A 14,282-nucleotide genomic window follows, 5' to 3' on the forward strand; every position below is an offset into this window, starting at 1 on the left:
CTACGGCTGCGGCACCGCGCACGCGCCGTCGGGTTCGCAGGCCTCCCCCTCGGGGGCGGCGGGCGCGAGGACCTCGCGGCCTGCCCAGGCCTGCTCCAGCGCCTGCGCGAACACCTCGGAGGGCTGGCCCCCGGAGATCCCGTAGCGGCGGTCGAGCACGAAGAACGGCACGGCGTTCGCGCCCAGCTCGGCCGCCTCGCGCTCGTCGGCCCGCACTTCGGCGGCGTACGCCGACCCGTCGGCCAGCACCGCGCGGGCCTCCACCTCGTCCAGTCCGGCCTCGACGGCGAGTGCGACGAGCACCTCGGGTTCGAAGACGGAGCGCTCCTCGCCGAAGTTGGCGCGGTAGGCGAGGTCGAGCAGTTCCTCCTGGCGTCCGCGGTCGGCGGCCAGGTGCAGCAGGCGGTGGATGTCGAAGGTGTTGCCGTGGTCACGGCCCTCGGTGCGGTACGTCAGCCCCTCGGCGCGGGCGCTCGCGGCGACGTGCTCCTCCATGCCGCGGGCCTCGTCGAGGGTGCGGCCGTACTTCTTGGCCAGCATCTCCAGGACGGGCGCCACCTGGCCCTTGGGGCCGTTCGGGTCGAGCTCGAAGGAGCGGTGGACGACCTCGACCTCGTCGCGGTGGGCGAAGCCGGCCAGCGCCTTGGCGAACCGGGCCTTGCCGATGTAGCACCACGGGCAGGCGATGTCGCTCCAGATCTCGACGCGCATGTTCCCTCTTCCCTCCACGGAATCAACTGTTCCGCGTTCAACCATCCGCCGCCGCGTCTCATTCCCCGGACAGGAGAACGCGCCGGGAACCCTGTCGGCTCCCGGCGCGGTCCGCGGGCTACTTCTTCAGCCAGGCCTGCATCATCTTCTGCGCCACCGGGGCGGCCAGCCTGCCGCCGCCGATCTCGGAGCGGTCCGTGTCCGAGTTCTCGATCACGACGGCGACCGCGATCTGCTTGCCGTTCATCTTTCCGTACGTGGTGTACCAGGCCAGCGGCGGCAGGCTGTTGTTCACACCGCGCTGGGCCGTACCGGTCTTGGCTCCCGACTCGACGCCCGGGATCTGGACGTTCTTGCCACCGCCTTCGGTGGCGACCGTCCTCATGGCGTCCTGGACCATCGAGGCGGTCTTCGCGCTCATCACCTGCTCGGACTTCGGGTCCTTGAAGCTCTCCAGCACGTTGCCGTTGGAGTCCGTGACCTCGGAGACCGCGTGCGGGGAGACCAGCTTGCCGCCGTTCTCGATCGCGGCCGTCACCATCGCCATCTGCAGCGGGGTGGCCTGGACGTCGAACTGGCCGATGCCGGTCTGCGCGACCTGGTCGACCGACATCTTCTTCGTCGGGTACTTGCTGGACGGGCTGGTCCAGACGGGGGTCTTCTGCACGACGTTGAAGCCGAGCTTCTCCGCCATGGCGCGCATCTTGTCCTGGCCGAGCTTGTGGGCGAGGTCCGCGAAGACGTTGTTGCAGGACAGCTTCAGCGCGTTGCGGGGGGTCGCGTTGTTGCAGTCCGAGGCGGGCGCCTCGCTGCGCAGCAGGGTCCTCGTGCCGGGGATGGTGTACTCACCGGGAACCGAGGTCGGCGTGTCGATGTTCGTGACCAGGCCGTTCTCGATGGCCGCCGCCAGGGTGACCAGCTTGAAGGTGGAGCCCGGAGCCTGCGGCTTGCGCAGTGCGGTGTTCTCCAGCGCCTTGCCCTTGTCGGCGCTGAGCGCCTCCCACGCCTTCTGCTCCGCCTCGCCGGCGCCGGCGATGGAGCCCGGGTCGAAGGACGGGTTGTTCACGACGGCCAGGATCTCGCCCGTCGCCGGGTCGATCGCCACGGCCGAGCCCTGCTTGCCCTGGAGCGCGTTGTAGCCGGCCTTCTGAACGTCCTTGTCGATCGTGGTGAGGACGTTGCCGGGGGCGGCCCGCTTGTCGGTGAGCGTGTCCATGATCGTCTTGAGCCGGTTGTCGGAGCCGTTGAGGATGTTCCGGTAGACGCCCTCCAGCATGCTCGACCCGAACGCCTGGGAGCTGTAGCCGGTGATCGGCGCGTACAGCGGCCCGTCGGTGTAGGTCCGCTTGTACCGGAAGTCCTTGCCGCCCGTGTCCGTGGAACCGGTGATCGCCTCCCCGCCCACGATGATGTTCCCCAACGGGTTCTCGTACTGCCCGATGAGGTTGCGCCGGTTGTTCTTGTCGTCTGCGAGGGCCTGGCCTTGATACGCCTGCACCCAGGTGACCCGCACCAAAAGGGCCAGCACCAGAAGCAGACAGAAGACCGACGCACGCCTGATCGTCTTGTTCATCCCCCAGAAGGACGCCCCAACCGTCCCAGCCGTTCCGCTCTGCCCCGATTGTGGCGGAGTTCTCAGCCTTTCTTCATGAGGAAGCCTCCCTCGTACGCCGCGATGACCGCCTGGGTCCGGTCCCGGGAGCCGGTCTTGGCCAGCACCGCGGCGACGTGCGTCTTGACCGTCTGCGGGCCGACTCCGAGCCGCTCGCTCACCTCGTGGTTGGAGAGCCCCGTGGCCATCAGGCGCAGTACGTCGGCCTCCCGGTCCGTGAGCCGGGCGACCCAGGGCGCGGCGGCCGGTCCGGCCCCGGGCGGGGTGCGGGCGGCGGCCAGGGAGCGGACCGCCGCCGGGAAGAGCAGCGAGTCCCCGCGGGCCACCAGCCGGACCGCGGCGGTCAGCTCGTCGGGGTCGGCCCGCTTGAGGAGGAAGCCGGCGGCTCCCGCGCGCAGCGCCTCGTAGACGTGGGCGTCGTTCTCGAACGTGGTGACCACCACGATCCGGGGCGGCTCGGCCATGGTCGCGAGGATCCGCTCGGTGGCCCGGATGCCGTCGATCTCCGGCATCCGCACGTCCATCAGCACCACGTCCGGGGCGAGCGCCCGGACCACGGCCACGGCCTCGGCTCCGGTGGCCGCCTCGCCGACGACCTCCAGGTCGGGCTCGGCGTCGAGGATGACCCGCAGGGCGGTACGGACCATCCGCTCGTCGTCGGCCACGACCAGCCGCAGCGGCGGGCGCCCCGGCGGGGCCGGCGGCAGGGGCGTCGGTGCGGCCGACGGGGCCCGCGGCATCGGCGGTGACGGCGGCGGGGTCTGGGGCATCGGCGGCGGGGTCGGCAACGTCATCGGGCGCCCCCGCCGAGCGGGAGGACGGCTCGCAGCCGCCACCGGTCCCCGTGCGGCCCGGCCTCGACCTGCCCGCCGAGCAGGGCGGCCCGCTCGGCCGCGCCGCGCAGGCCCCGGCCCCCGGTAGTGCGGGCCTGCGGAGCGGCCGCCGGATCGTTCGTCATGGTGATCTCCAGTTCCTCGTGGCCGCCGTACTCCTCGTGGCCGCCGTACTCCGTGTGGCCGCCGTACTCCTCGTGGCCGCCGCGCACCGTGTGGCCGCCGCGCACCCGTACGAGGATCCGGAGATCGACGGGGCCCGTCCCGTGCCGCAGCGCGTTGCTCAGCCCCTCCTGCACGATCCGGTACGCCTCACGGGAGGCGATCGCCGGGAGCCGCTCCCAGCCGCCGGCCGGTCCCGGGTCCTGGCGGGCGGTGATCGGGGTCCCGGAGGCCCGGCTGCGGGCCAGCAGCCCGTCGAGGTCGGATGCCAGCGTCGGAGCCGGCGGCCCGGTACCCCCGGTGCCCGCTCCGTCGCCCTCGCGCAGCAGGCCGAGGACGGCGTCCAGCTCCCCCACCGTGCGCCGGGTGGTGTCCTCGATCGCGGCCAGCGCGTCCCGTACGAAGCCGGGGTCGCTGTCGAGCACCCGCCGGGCGGCGCCCGCCTGGAGGGTGACCGCGCTCAGGGCGTGCCCGACGGCGTCGTGCAGCTCCCGGGCCAGCCGGTTGCGGACCGCCAGATCCGCGGCGCGCTCCTCGGCGGCCGCCAGCCGGTCCGCCGCCGTCGGCCCGAGCAGTACGGGCGCCAGCCGGGCCAGCAGCGCACCCGCCCCGGCGGCGCACAGGACGAGCCCGGCGAGCAGCCCGATCCCGAGCAGCGGGGTCAGGTACGGCTGGGTCCGCGCGTCGAACCAGCCGAGCCCGACCGGAAGCTCCCGCAGCGCGCTCACGAAGGGCAGGGCGATCAGCACCGCCGCCATGGGCGGTACCGCCAGGCTCATCCCGCTGACCAGGGCGCCGACCCCCAGGTGCAGGGTCCACCAGGCCGAGGCCCTGCCCCGGGCCGCCCAGCTCCGGGCCGGCCCCTCGGCGAACCGCTCCCCAGGGACCCCGCACAGGGCGCGCGCCGCGGCGACGGACATCGGCCGGACCAGCCGGAGCAGCCCGGTCACGGCGACGAGCGGCAGGGCGGCGGTGTAGGCGGCGAGGCTGAGCGGCAGGGACTCGCGTACGTTGCTTCCGCCGGCGAGGACACCGACCGCCACCTCCATGAGCAGGAAGTACGGCATCAGCAGGGCCCCGCCGAGGACCAGATGGACCCAGCGCGTCCTGGCCCGCACCCCCGCCACCCGGCCCGGACCGGCCCTGACGCCCGCCCTCACCCGCACGCCCGCCCCCACCCGCGTTACGCCGTACGGCGGGAGGCGAGGAACCGGGTAATGACGACCGCGCCGAGCATTCCGGTGAGCATCTGGCCAGCGTAGGCCAGGCAGATCATCGCGGAGGGGTGTTCGCCCGCGGAGTCCGGGGCCAGCGCGGCCATCAGCAGCCACGCTCCCCAGCTCATCGCCGCCGCCGACCCGATCCAGGCGAGCGCCAACGGCCACCGCGCCGGGCGCTCTCCTCCCCGGACGAGCAGCACCACCCCGGCGGCGCCCACGAGGGCCCACCCCGCGTGGACCAGGTTGACCACGCCCGTCTCCGCGGAGCGCACCGCGGCCTGCGCCGCGCTCAGCCCGGCCGTGCCTGCGAACGCCCAGTACAAGTGGGCCGCGGCCACGGCCAGGGCCAGGACCGCGGAGGCTCCCGCCACCACCCCCGTGGGGGACGGGAGCCCCCGACCCAGCACGCCCTGCCAGCGCGTGCCCCAGCGCTCCCGCGCATAGGGCACGAACAACCCGGCCAGGGCGAGTCCTTGGAGCATGAAGCCGCCGTAGACGACGTTGAACACCCACGGGTCCAGGAAGGGCTCCTGCGCCGCCCGCGCCGCTTCGTCCGCCCCCATGCCCAGGGCCTTGAGGAGTATCTGGCCCGGGAACGCGGTGAGGATCGGGGCCAGCAGCCCGGTCGCGAAGAACACCGGGACGACCAGCAGCCAGGACGGCGCCCGCATGCCCCACGGGCGGGTGAGCACCAACACGAGCACGATCACGGTGGCGTCCATGACCAGCGTGACCGAGTTCGCCACGGTGTAGAGCAGGGTGTGCTCCAGGAGCACACTGCCGTCCGGTATGCCGATCCGGCTCCCGCCCAGCCAGGCGGCCTTCAGGGTCAGGTACGGGACGGTGGAGGCCAAGGCCACTGCCCGCAGGGTCTTCCGCCCGGTCCCCGGCGCGGGGGCCGACGGCTTCGTGTCGTACGCCGTGTCACTCCGATGAACCGCTCGTGTGGTCATGCCTCAACGGTCCCGGTTCCGCGCCCCCGCCACCTCCCCCTTGAAGGGGAACCGCCTCCCCCGCCCGGGGGAGGAACCTCTCCCTCCACCACACCTCCCGCGGCTACATCCGCCGCGTCACCGCCGACAGCCGGTCGCGCGCCGCGAACAGCGCCGCCTTGATGCCCCGTTCGTGCCCCGGCGTCAGCCGCGCCACCGGCACCGAACAGCTCACCGCGTCCCGCGCCGGCGTCCGGTACGGCACCGCCACCCCGAAGCAGCGCAGTCCGAGCGTGTTCTCCTCCCGGTCCACCGCGTACCCCTGCTCCCGTACCAGTGCCAGCTCCTCGATGAGCCGGTCCCGGTCGGTGATGGTGTGCTCGGTGACGGCTTCGAGCCGCCGCGGCAGCAGTGCGCGTACCTCTTCGTCCGTGTGCGTGGCCAGCAGGGCCTTGCCGAGCGCCGTCGAGTGCACCGGCAGCCGCCGCCCGACGCGGGTGAAGGGCCGCAGGTAGTGCTGGGACTGCCGGGTCGCGAGGTAGACCACGCTCGTCCCGTCCATGCGGGCCAGGTGGATCGTCTCCGTCGTGTCGTCGGAGAGCCGGTCCAGCGTGGGCCGCGCCGCCGCGACCACCTCGTCCCCGTCGATGTACGAGCTGCCCACGAGCAGCGCCCGTACGCCGATGCCGTACCGCGTGCCCGTCGCGTCCGTCTCCACCCAGCCCAGGTTCACCAAGGTGCGCAGCAGCATGTAGAGGCTGGATTTGGGCAGGGAGAGGTCGTTCTGGATGTCGGCGAGGCTGTGCAGCCCCGGCCGGGAAGCGAAGTGTTCCAGCAACAGGACCGTGCGTACCGCCGATTTGACGGCCGCCGGCGCCCCCGAGCCCCCCGACTCAGCTGTGGTGGTCATCCGCCTTCGTGCCCCTCTGTCTCTTGCTGTCACTTGTCAACCCGGAAGACACGGAAATAGAGTCCACGGTGGATGTGATCATTCATCCAACGGAACAGCGTTCACAATACTGAACGCATCCGCGCGGGTCAGCGTAGATCCAGGAGGCAGTTCGCCATGGCAGCAACACCAGTCTGGAGTGTGGACCCCCGCACCGGGAAGCACCGCGAGCAGGTTGCGGTGGAGGCCACACCCCGGGAGGTGGACGAAGCCGTGCGGGCGGCGCACGCCGCCCGCGGCTCGCTGGCCGACGCCGCACGGCGCGCCGCCTTCCTGCGCGCCGCCGCCGATCTTCTCGACGAGTCGGTCTCCCACGTCATCGAGGCCGCCGACGCCGAGACGGCGCTCGGCCCGGGCCGGCTCACCGGCGAACTCGCCCGCACCACGGGCCAGTTCCGCGCCTTCGCCGACGCCGTGGACGAGGGCTCCTACCTCGACATCCGCATCGACCGCGCCGATCCCGCCACCGCCCCGCCCCGCCCCGAACTGCGCCGCTACAAGGTGCCGCTGGGCGTGGTCGCGGTCTACGCCGCCTCCAACTTCCCCCTCGCCTTCTCCGTGCCCGGCGGCGACACCGCCAGCGCGCTGGCCGCGGGCTGCCCGGTCGTGGTCAAGGCGCACCCCGACCACCCGGCCACCTCCGAGCTGTGCGCCTCGCTGCTGCGCCGGGCCGCCGTCGCCGCCGGACTGCCGGCCGAGGTCGTCGCGGTGGTCCACGGGTTCGACGCGGGCCTGGAGCTGATCCGGCACCCCCTGATCAGCGCCGCCGGGTTCACCGGGTCCATCCGGGGCGGGCGGGCGCTGTTCGACGCCGCCGCCGCGCGGCCCGTACCGATCCCCTTCCACGGGGAACTGGGCTCCCTGAACCCGGTCGTGGTCACTCCGGCGGCCGCCGCCGAGCGCGCCGAGGAGATCGGCGGCGGACTGGCCGGCTCGGTCACCCTCGGGGTCGGCCAGTTCTGCGTCAAGCCCGGCCTGGTCCTCGTGCCCGAGGGAGCGGACGGGGACCGGCTCGCGAGTGCCCTGACCAAGTCGCTCGGGGAGACCGAGCCCGGGGTCCTCCTCGACCACCGGATGCGGGAGAACTTCGTCGCCGGGGTCCGCGAACGCGCCGCGCTGCCCGGGGTCGACGCCCCCGTCACCCCCGGCGCGGGCGGCGAGCACACCGTCGGCGCGGGCTACCTGAGCGTGCCGGCGCGGACCCTGCTGGAGGGCGGGCCCTACGAGGTGCTCCTGGAGGAGTGCTTCGGCCCCGTCACCGTGCTGGCCCGGTACGCCGGCCAGGACGAGGCCGCCGCCGTGCTCGGGCGGCTCCCCGGGAACCTCACCGCGACCCTGCAGCTGTCGGCCGCCGAGGCGGACGGCGGCCCGGGTCCGGCGGCGGAGCTGATCTCCCAGGTCACGACGCTGGCGGGCCGGGTCGTGGTCAACGGCTGGCCGACGGGCGTGGCCGTGGCTCCGGCCCAGCACCACGGGGGGCCCTACCCGGCGGCGACCTCCCACTCCACCTCGGTCGGCGGCACCGCCATCGAGCGCTGGCTTCGCCCGGTGGCCTACCAGTCGGTGCCGGACGCCCTGCTCCCGGCGGAACTCCGCGAGGCCAACCCCCTCAACCTCCCGCGACGGGTCACGGGAGGTTGACGGCCTAGACCGGGCTGCCGGAGGGGAGGCCCGGTCAGGCGTTCAGCACCCGGGCCTTCTCCGCCGCGAACTCCTCGTCGGTGAGCAGGCCCTGGGCCTTCAGTTCGGCCAGCGCGGTGAGCTGGCCGACCCTGTCGACCGCGGGAGCCGGCGCGGCGGCGGGCTGCTGGGCCTGCTGCTGCCAGGCCTGTTGCTGCGCGGCCGCCTGGGCCGCCGCCTGGTTGACGAGGGCCTGCTGCTCGGCGTCCGCCGCCGCCTGCTGCTGCGCGCTGCGCTCGGCCTGGCCCCGCTGCACCCTCCCGGACACCGCCGTGGCCGTTCCCGCCACGACCGCGGTGCGGGCCATCGCGCCCAGCAGACCCGGGCGCCCCATGCGTCGACGCATGACTCTCCTCCTACTTCTCGGTCAGTGCGGCGACGGCGCGTTCGACGCCGTCCCGTGGGACGCGTTCCATGAAGAGCACCTGCCCGTTCGACTCCCGTACCGCCGAGGCCAGGCGCGTGGCCCAGGCGTTCTCCCACACCACCACGAGCGCGGAGGACTCCGGGGCGAGGCCCTGCGCCACGGTCTCCAGGTCCTCGTCGCTCAGCAGGTCGAACTCCTCGCCGAGGACCCGCTCGAACTGATCGGCCACCTCGGAGTCGGCGAGCTCCACCACGGACACCGCGCCGTCCCGCTCCTTGCGGACGAACGTGAGGTCGAGGATGCGCACCACTCCGCTCTCTTGGAGCTCGCGCAGGGCCGGGGCGACATCGCCGTTGAACCGATTGCCGTCGAAGGTGACCACGGCGACGTCCACCGGGCCGATCGATTCGGCCGTAAGAGCTGCACCAGCAGGCATGAACAACCTCTTCCGTAGCGCATGAAATCACCGCAAAAGGGATCTTACTCGGCACGGCTGACACCGCATCGCGGGGCGGGACGGGGGTCCGGTCCACGGTCGGGGCGGCGGCGGGCCGAGGGCCCGGGCCCGGCATATTGCGTTGCAGGCCACCGCCCGGGGACGGCACGCTCGGCCCATGCCGAAACCCCACGGATTCTCGTACGAACAACGGGCCGACCACAGCGTCGCCATCACCCACCAGGGCCGGTCCGCGGCCACCCTCCGGGGCGGGCGGGCCGCCGCGTTCCTGGCCGAGGTCGAAGCCGGTGACGCCCAGCTCGTGATGGCGCGCTGGACCGGTTCCTACAAGTTCGGCAACGAGCGGACCGCCAGGAACCACCCCCGCAACCGGGGTCGCGCCTGACGCACGGCCGGGGCGAGGGTGAAGAACCGGGAAACCGGGTGAAAGCAAGGGAACGGCAAAGCCACCTCGGTCGTTCTCCCGGCATGACCGCTATGACCCCTGGTTCCAACCTGCCGCTCAATGCCGTCCGCGTGACGGTCGATGTGGCTGCCCCGGTGCGGCTCGACGTCTCCGCGCTACTCCTCGGCGCCGACGGCAAGGTGCGTTCCGACGCCGATTTCATCTTCTTCAACCAGCCGTCCGGCCCTGGCGTCACCTACCGCTCGGGCGGCGGCACCGCGCCGGACTCGATCACCGTGGACACCGGTTCGGTCCCGCCGGGCATCGAGCGGATCGTCATCACCGCAAGCCCGGACGCCGCGGGCCAGTCCTTCCAGGGCATCGAACCCACCGCCACCGTGCGGGACGCCGGCAGCGGAGCGGTGATCTCCACGTTCACCCCGCCGCAGCTCGGCACGGAGACCGCCCTGGTGGTCGTCGAGGTCTATCAGCGCGGCGGCGTGTGGAAGGTGCGCGCGGTCGGCCAAGGGTACGCGAACGGCCTCGCCGGCATCGCGACCGACTTCGGGGTCTCCGTGGAGGAGGAGCCGGCTCCGGCGGCCGCCGCCCCGGCCCCCGTCACCCCGCCCGCGCCCCCGGCTCCCCCCGCGCCGCCCACGTACGCGGCCTCCCCCTGGCTCACCAGCGGCGCTCCCGGGGCGACCCCGGCGGCCCCCGCCCCGGTCGCACCCGCGCCGGTCGCCCCCGCCCCGGTCGCGGCTTCCGCCCCCGCCCCCGGCGCCGGGAAGATCAACCTCGACAAGGGCCGGGTCAGCCTCCAGAAGAACCAGACCGTGTCCCTGGTCAAGGGCGGCCGCCCGCTGCTCTCCCAGGTCAAGATGGGCCTCGGCTGGGAGCCCGCGTTCCGCGGCCGGGACATCGACCTGGACGCCTCGGTCATCGCGTACGGCCCCCAGCGCAACCACATCGACAGCTGCTACTTCGGCAAGCTGTCCATCCTCGGCGGCTCCGTCAAGCACTCCGGCGACAACCTCACCGGCGAGGGCGCGGGCGACGACGAGGTGATCGTCGTGGACCTCGGCCGGCTGCCCGCGGACGCGACGGGCCTCGTCTTCACGGTCAACTCCTTCTCGGGCCAGAAGTTCACCGAGGTGGCCAAGGCCTACTGCCGCCTCATCGACGCCGCGACCAACGAGGAGCTGGTCCGCTTCGACCTCACCAGCGCCGAGCCGCAGACCGGCGTGATGATGGCCAAGCTGATCAAGCAGTTCTCCGGCGAATGGGAGATGACGGCCATGGGCGAGTTTGTGAAGTCGCGCACAGTGCGGGGCATGGTCAAGCCGGCCGCACAGGCACTCTGAGCAGGTGAGCGGGCACATGGAGCGACGAAGGCCTTGTCCGGGTGATCTGTTCCACCCTTAATGCGGAGGTAGCTGTCAGTGCCCGCCCGTAGCCTTGGAAGCATGCACCAGACACTCCAGCCCGCGGGCCCCGCGCGCCCGTCCGCCGCCGAGGCGAACGAGGCGATCCGGCAGCTCGTCGAGAGCCGGGTGGACGGCGAGTGGCCCTCCGAGGCGTACGAGTTCCTCCTCGAGGAGTGGGCCGCGGCCAGCCGCGCCGAAGCTCAGTGATCCAGCCGTAGACGGACGAAGCACAAACGAACAGAAACGACGAGAAGAGCCGCCGGGCCCGAGGGCCCGGCGGCTCTTCTCATGTCCGCGGCTCATGTTCCGCGGCCGGCGGATCAGCGCCGGCGCCGCCACGGCCCCGTGACGGCCAGCATGACGCCCGGGTCCTGGATGCCGACGAACAGCGTCCGCCCGTCCGGCGAGAAGCAGACGCCCGCGAACTCCGCGTACTCCGGCTCCTCGGCCGTCCCCACGTTCATCTCGTTGCGGGCCAGCGGGTACGTGCGCCCCGACTCGGTCGCACCGAAGAGGTGCTGCAGCCCCGAGCCGTCCTCGGCGATGATCACACCGCCGTACGGGGAGACCGTGATGTTGTCCGGACCGTCGTACCCGCCCTCCGCCGTCGGGTCGGCGTTCACCCCGATCAGGAGCTGCAGCCGCAGCGTGCGCCGCTTGGGGTCGTAGAACCACACCTGGCCGTCGTGGGCCGTGCCCGGGCTCTCCGCACGGGCGTAGGAGGACACGAAGTAGGCGCCGCCGTCGGCCCACCACATGCCCTCCAGCTTGCGCCCGCGGGTCACGGCCGCCGCACCGAACTGCTTGCGCACCGCCGCGGTGCGCCCGTCGCGGTCGGGGACCGGCACCCAGTCCACCCCGTAGGTGGTCCCGATCTTCGTCGCCCGCGAGAGGTCGTCGACGAACAGACCCGAGCTGTCGAAGCACTTGGCGGCCGCCAGCACACCGGCGTCGTCGGCGAGCGTACGGAGCTTGCCGCGCCCGTGCCGGAAGCCGCTCGGCGGGGTCCAGCGGAAGAGCAGCCCGTTGGGGTTGGAGGCGTCCTCGGTGAGGTAGGCGTGGCCGTGGCGCGGGTCGATGACCACGGCCTCGTGGTCGTAGCGCCCGAACGCCTTGACCGGCTTGGGGTCGAGGTTGGCGCGGCGGTCGTGCGGGTCGACCTCGAAGACGTAGCCGTGATCCTTGGTCATCCCGTTCTTGCCGGCGAGGTCCGAGTTCTCCTCGCAGGTCAGCCAGGTGTCCCAGGGGGTGGAGCCGCCCGCGCAGTTGGTCGACGTACCGGAGATGCCCACCCATTCGGCGACCTCGCCGCCGCGCCGGACCTCGATGACCGTGCAGCCGCCGGCCGCGGCCGGGTCGTAGACGAGGCCCTCGGCGAGCGGTACGGGGTACTTCCAGTTGGTGCGCGGGCCCTTCAGCTCGTGGTTGTTGACGAGGAGGGTGACACCCCGGTGGCCTTCGAAGGCGGCCGTGCCGTCGTGGTTGGACGGCGTGCTCTCACCCGAGTCGAGCGTGGTGACACCGCTGTGCGTGATCACGCGGTACGTGAATCCGGCGGGGAGGGCCAGGATGCCGGCCGGGTCGGGCACGAGCGGTCCGTAACCGGGGCCGTGGCCGTGGCCGCCCTGACCCGTTTCCCGGTCGGCCTCCGGCCGCGCGCCGTCGTCCGCGGCGAGGGCCCCGGGAGCGGTGGCGAGTGCGCCGGCCGTTCCGGTGAGCGCGACGCCCGCACCCGCGAGTGCGGTGCGGGTGGTGAAATCCCTACGGCTGAGCGGCATCGGGTCTCCAGGAGTGGGGAGGTGGTGCGCTGTCGTGCGGTCGTCGGCGCACACGCTCCCGCCCGCACGTGAACGCCGACTGAACTACCCGGGAAAACGAATCGACCCCTTGCCCGGTGGCCGCGATGGCCGAGTCCCTTTCGGGAACGGCTGGTTCCCCCTGCCTCATACGCCCCGGGAGCGCGCCTTGAACGCGGCCTTCCGGGCCTCCTTGGCGGCCTTCTTGTCGGGGTGCAGCCGCCCCATCGCCTCCAGCACGTGGGCCGTGGCCGGGTGGTCCACCCGCCAGACCTGCTCGAAGAACCCGGCGTGATGGGCGGTCAGCGACTCGATCAGGAGCGGCAGCTCCGCCTCGGCGCCCTCCCCGCCCTCGGCTCCCCCGCCGCTCCCGACGCCCCCGACGCCCGTGGCGAGCTGCGCCGCGATCGTGTCGACCGTCAGCCAGAACACCATCTCCTCGTCCGGCGCCGGTACGTCGGCCACCCCGCGCTCGGCCAGCCAGACCCGGGCGAGCCCGCCGAGCTCGGCGTCGTCCAGCACCGCGCGGACGGCCGGCTCGGCCTCCGCTCCGGTCGGCGCGAGGGCCTGCTGGCAGCGCAGCCGGCGCAGCGGGGCGCCCGCGTCGGCGCCGCGCGCGGCGGCGAGCAGTTCCGCGGCGGCCTCGGGCACGGGGCGGCCGGCCAGCCACTGCTCGATCTCGGCCTGGGCGGCGGCCTCGGAGTAGTGCGAGACCACGTCGAGCAGTACGTCCGCGCCCTTCCCGGCCAGTTCGCCGACGGCGGGGGCCTCGACGCCCGCCTCCAGCATGCGCGCCCGGATCCCGTACATCCCGAGCGGGGTCAGCCGTACCAGCCCGTACCGGGAGACGTCCTCCTCGTCGGGAGCGGCGCCCGCACCCGCGCTCGCGAGGAACTCCTCGTCCTCGGCCTCCGCCATCAGCTCCTCGTCGACGGGACGGAACTCGACCAGCCCGATCGGCTCCAGCTGCCGGAACTGGTCGTCGAGGCGCATCATCGCGTCCGAGACCTGCTCCAGTACGGCGTCGGTGGGATCTCCCATGTCGTCCGGCACCACCATCGACGCGGCGAGCACCGGGAGCGGCACGGGGCCGTCGGCCGTGCCGCCTTCGGCGACGGCGAGCAGGTAGAGGTTGGCGAGGACCCCGTCGAGGAAGTCGGCCTCGCGGCCCGGGTTCCAGTCGAGCCGGCCGAAGTCGATCTCGCCGCCCGCGTCGAGGGCGTCCACCAGGTCGTCCAGGGCGGGCACCGCAGCGTCCGCGAGGACGGTGTCCAGGGCGGCCAGCCACAGGTCGAGCACGTCGCCGGGGGTTCCGCCGGTCACCAGAGCCAGGTCCTCGCCGGGTTCGGCGGTGCCGAGCTCCCGGTGGTCCCACGCCGCGTCCCCGTCGGCGGGGACGCCCTCCTCCGGTTCGGTGACGTCCACCAGGCCGGTGTCGACGGCCACCCGCCAGGCCTGGCTCGCGTGGGCGGCGGAGTCCTCGTCGGCGGGGTCGAGGCCCAGCAGGGCCACGGCCTCGGGCAGTTGCCCGGCGACGAGTTCGCCCCCGGTGTCCACCCGGGTGTCCGGTCCGGCCCAGCGGGCGAGGCGCACGGCGCGGGCGAACAGCGGGGCGGCCAGGGCGTCGCGGGCCAGTTCCGCGTCGGGGAGCAGCCGTACCGGCGGCAGCGTGGGGTGCGAGTCTGCGGACATGGGGCGGTTCTCCTCGCGGACACGGGTTGTTCGGGTACGGGTGGTTCGCGTACGGGTCGTAC

Annotated in this window: 14 protein-coding genes; 4 read left to right on the top strand and 10 right to left on the bottom strand. The window is 73.2% G+C overall.

The annotated features are described in order from the left end of the window. From AC6CKD_RS09000 to AC6CKD_RS09025, 6 genes are all read right to left on the bottom strand, one after another. Positions 1-711 (bottom strand): DsbA family oxidoreductase, encoded by a 711-nt coding sequence (locus tag AC6CKD_RS09000; RefSeq protein WP_498326391.1) that lies wholly within the window; start codon positions 709-711, stop codon positions 1-3. A gap of 118 nt (positions 712-829) precedes the next feature. After that, positions 830-2,284 carry a peptidoglycan D,D-transpeptidase FtsI family protein gene (locus AC6CKD_RS09005; protein ID WP_498326392.1) on the bottom strand — a complete coding sequence of 485 codons (1,455 nt, stop codon included), beginning with the start codon at positions 2,282-2,284 and terminating at the stop codon, positions 830-832. A 62-nt stretch (positions 2,285-2,346) separates the two neighbouring features. Next, positions 2,347-3,063, bottom strand: a complete 717-nt coding sequence (locus AC6CKD_RS09010) for a response regulator (protein WP_498326929.1) — start codon at positions 3,061-3,063, stop codon at positions 2,347-2,349. A gap of 50 nt (positions 3,064-3,113) precedes the next feature. After that, on the bottom strand, positions 3,114-4,436 hold the full coding sequence (locus AC6CKD_RS09015; protein ID WP_498326393.1) for a sensor histidine kinase: 1,323 nt from the start codon (positions 4,434-4,436) through the stop codon (positions 3,114-3,116). Between the two features lie 65 nt (positions 4,437-4,501). Beyond that, positions 4,502-5,398 (bottom strand): hypothetical protein, encoded by an 897-nt coding sequence (locus AC6CKD_RS09020; RefSeq protein WP_498326394.1) that lies wholly within the window; start codon positions 5,396-5,398, stop codon positions 4,502-4,504. Positions 5,399-5,594: 196 nt separating this feature from the next. Next, positions 5,595-6,380 carry an IclR family transcriptional regulator gene (locus AC6CKD_RS09025; RefSeq protein ID WP_498326395.1) on the bottom strand — a complete coding sequence of 262 codons (786 nt, stop codon included), beginning with the start codon at positions 6,378-6,380 and terminating at the stop codon, positions 5,595-5,597. Between the two features lie 156 nt (positions 6,381-6,536). Here AC6CKD_RS09025 and AC6CKD_RS09030 point away from each other — a divergent pair, with 156 nt between their 5' ends. Then, entirely contained in the window at positions 6,537-8,060 is a 1,524-nt protein-coding gene (locus AC6CKD_RS09030) for an aldehyde dehydrogenase (NADP(+)) (protein ID WP_498326396.1), read from the top strand. 34 nt (positions 8,061-8,094) lie between these two features. Here the strand turns inward: AC6CKD_RS09030 and AC6CKD_RS09035 are convergent, their stop codons facing one another. Continuing rightward, complete coding sequence (locus AC6CKD_RS09035; RefSeq protein WP_498326397.1) at positions 8,095-8,445, bottom strand: SHOCT domain-containing protein; 351 nt, start codon at positions 8,443-8,445, stop codon at positions 8,095-8,097. Between the two features lie 10 nt (positions 8,446-8,455). Continuing rightward, the gene (locus AC6CKD_RS09040) at positions 8,456-8,902 is read right to left on the bottom strand and encodes a DUF6325 family protein (protein WP_498326398.1); all 447 of its coding nucleotides are present in this window, start codon (positions 8,900-8,902) and stop codon (positions 8,456-8,458) included. Positions 8,903-9,080: 178 nt separating this feature from the next. Between AC6CKD_RS09040 and AC6CKD_RS09045 the strand changes: the two genes are divergently transcribed. The 3 genes from AC6CKD_RS09045 (at position 9,081) to AC6CKD_RS09055 (ending at position 10,939) form a co-directional block, all read left to right on the top strand. After that, positions 9,081-9,308, top strand: a complete 228-nt coding sequence (locus AC6CKD_RS09045; RefSeq protein ID WP_498326399.1) for a hypothetical protein — start codon at positions 9,081-9,083, stop codon at positions 9,306-9,308. A 92-nt stretch (positions 9,309-9,400) separates the two neighbouring features. Further along, on the top strand, positions 9,401-10,669 hold the full coding sequence (locus tag AC6CKD_RS09050; protein ID WP_498326931.1) for a TerD family protein: 1,269 nt from the start codon (positions 9,401-9,403) through the stop codon (positions 10,667-10,669). A 102-nt stretch (positions 10,670-10,771) separates the two neighbouring features. Next, positions 10,772-10,939, top strand: coding sequence for a hypothetical protein (locus tag AC6CKD_RS09055; RefSeq protein WP_243338429.1), 168 nt, complete (start codon positions 10,772-10,774; stop codon positions 10,937-10,939). A gap of 113 nt (positions 10,940-11,052) precedes the next feature. On the opposite strand, the gene AC6CKD_RS09060 is transcribed toward AC6CKD_RS09055, so the two are convergent. After that, on the bottom strand, positions 11,053-12,510 hold the full coding sequence (locus AC6CKD_RS09060) for an alkaline phosphatase PhoX (RefSeq protein ID WP_498326401.1): 1,458 nt from the start codon (positions 12,508-12,510) through the stop codon (positions 11,053-11,055). A gap of 165 nt (positions 12,511-12,675) precedes the next feature. Further along, positions 12,676-14,220, bottom strand: coding sequence for a hypothetical protein (locus AC6CKD_RS09065; RefSeq protein ID WP_498326403.1), 1,545 nt, complete (start codon positions 14,218-14,220; stop codon positions 12,676-12,678). Between the last annotated feature and the right edge of the window lie 62 nt (positions 14,221-14,282).

Source organism: Streptomyces sp. GQ60, assembly GCF_059758875.1.

What these genes read in the sequence shown, in the direction of transcription:
- AC6CKD_RS09040 (WP_498326398.1), bottom strand. Translation starts at nt 8,902, where the DNA reads ATGCCTGCTGGTGCAGCTCTTACGGCCGAATCGATCGGCCCGGTGGAC.
- AC6CKD_RS09005 (WP_498326392.1), bottom strand. Translation starts at nt 2,284, where the DNA reads ATGAACAAGACGATCAGGCGTGCGTCGGTCTTCTGTCTGCTTCTGGTG.
- AC6CKD_RS09010 (WP_498326929.1), bottom strand. Translation starts at nt 3,063, where the DNA reads ATGCCGCGGGCCCCGTCGGCCGCACCGACGCCCCTGCCGCCGGCCCCG.
- AC6CKD_RS09050 (WP_498326931.1), top strand. Translation starts at nt 9,401, where the DNA reads ATGACCCCTGGTTCCAACCTGCCGCTCAATGCCGTCCGCGTGACGGTC.
- AC6CKD_RS09035 (WP_498326397.1), bottom strand. Translation starts at nt 8,445, where the DNA reads ATGCGTCGACGCATGGGGCGCCCGGGTCTGCTGGGCGCGATGGCCCGC.
- AC6CKD_RS09060 (WP_498326401.1), bottom strand. Translation starts at nt 12,510, where the DNA reads ATGCCGCTCAGCCGTAGGGATTTCACCACCCGCACCGCACTCGCGGGT.
- AC6CKD_RS09025 (WP_498326395.1), bottom strand. Translation starts at nt 6,380, where the DNA reads ATGACCACCACAGCTGAGTCGGGGGGCTCGGGGGCGCCGGCGGCCGTC.
- AC6CKD_RS09065 (WP_498326403.1), bottom strand. Translation starts at nt 14,220, where the DNA reads ATGTCCGCAGACTCGCACCCCACGCTGCCGCCGGTACGGCTGCTCCCC.
- AC6CKD_RS09055 (WP_243338429.1), top strand. Translation starts at nt 10,772, where the DNA reads ATGCACCAGACACTCCAGCCCGCGGGCCCCGCGCGCCCGTCCGCCGCC.
- AC6CKD_RS09030 (WP_498326396.1), top strand. Translation starts at nt 6,537, where the DNA reads ATGGCAGCAACACCAGTCTGGAGTGTGGACCCCCGCACCGGGAAGCAC.
- AC6CKD_RS09045 (WP_498326399.1), top strand. Translation starts at nt 9,081, where the DNA reads ATGCCGAAACCCCACGGATTCTCGTACGAACAACGGGCCGACCACAGC.
- AC6CKD_RS09000 (WP_498326391.1), bottom strand. Translation starts at nt 711, where the DNA reads ATGCGCGTCGAGATCTGGAGCGACATCGCCTGCCCGTGGTGCTACATC.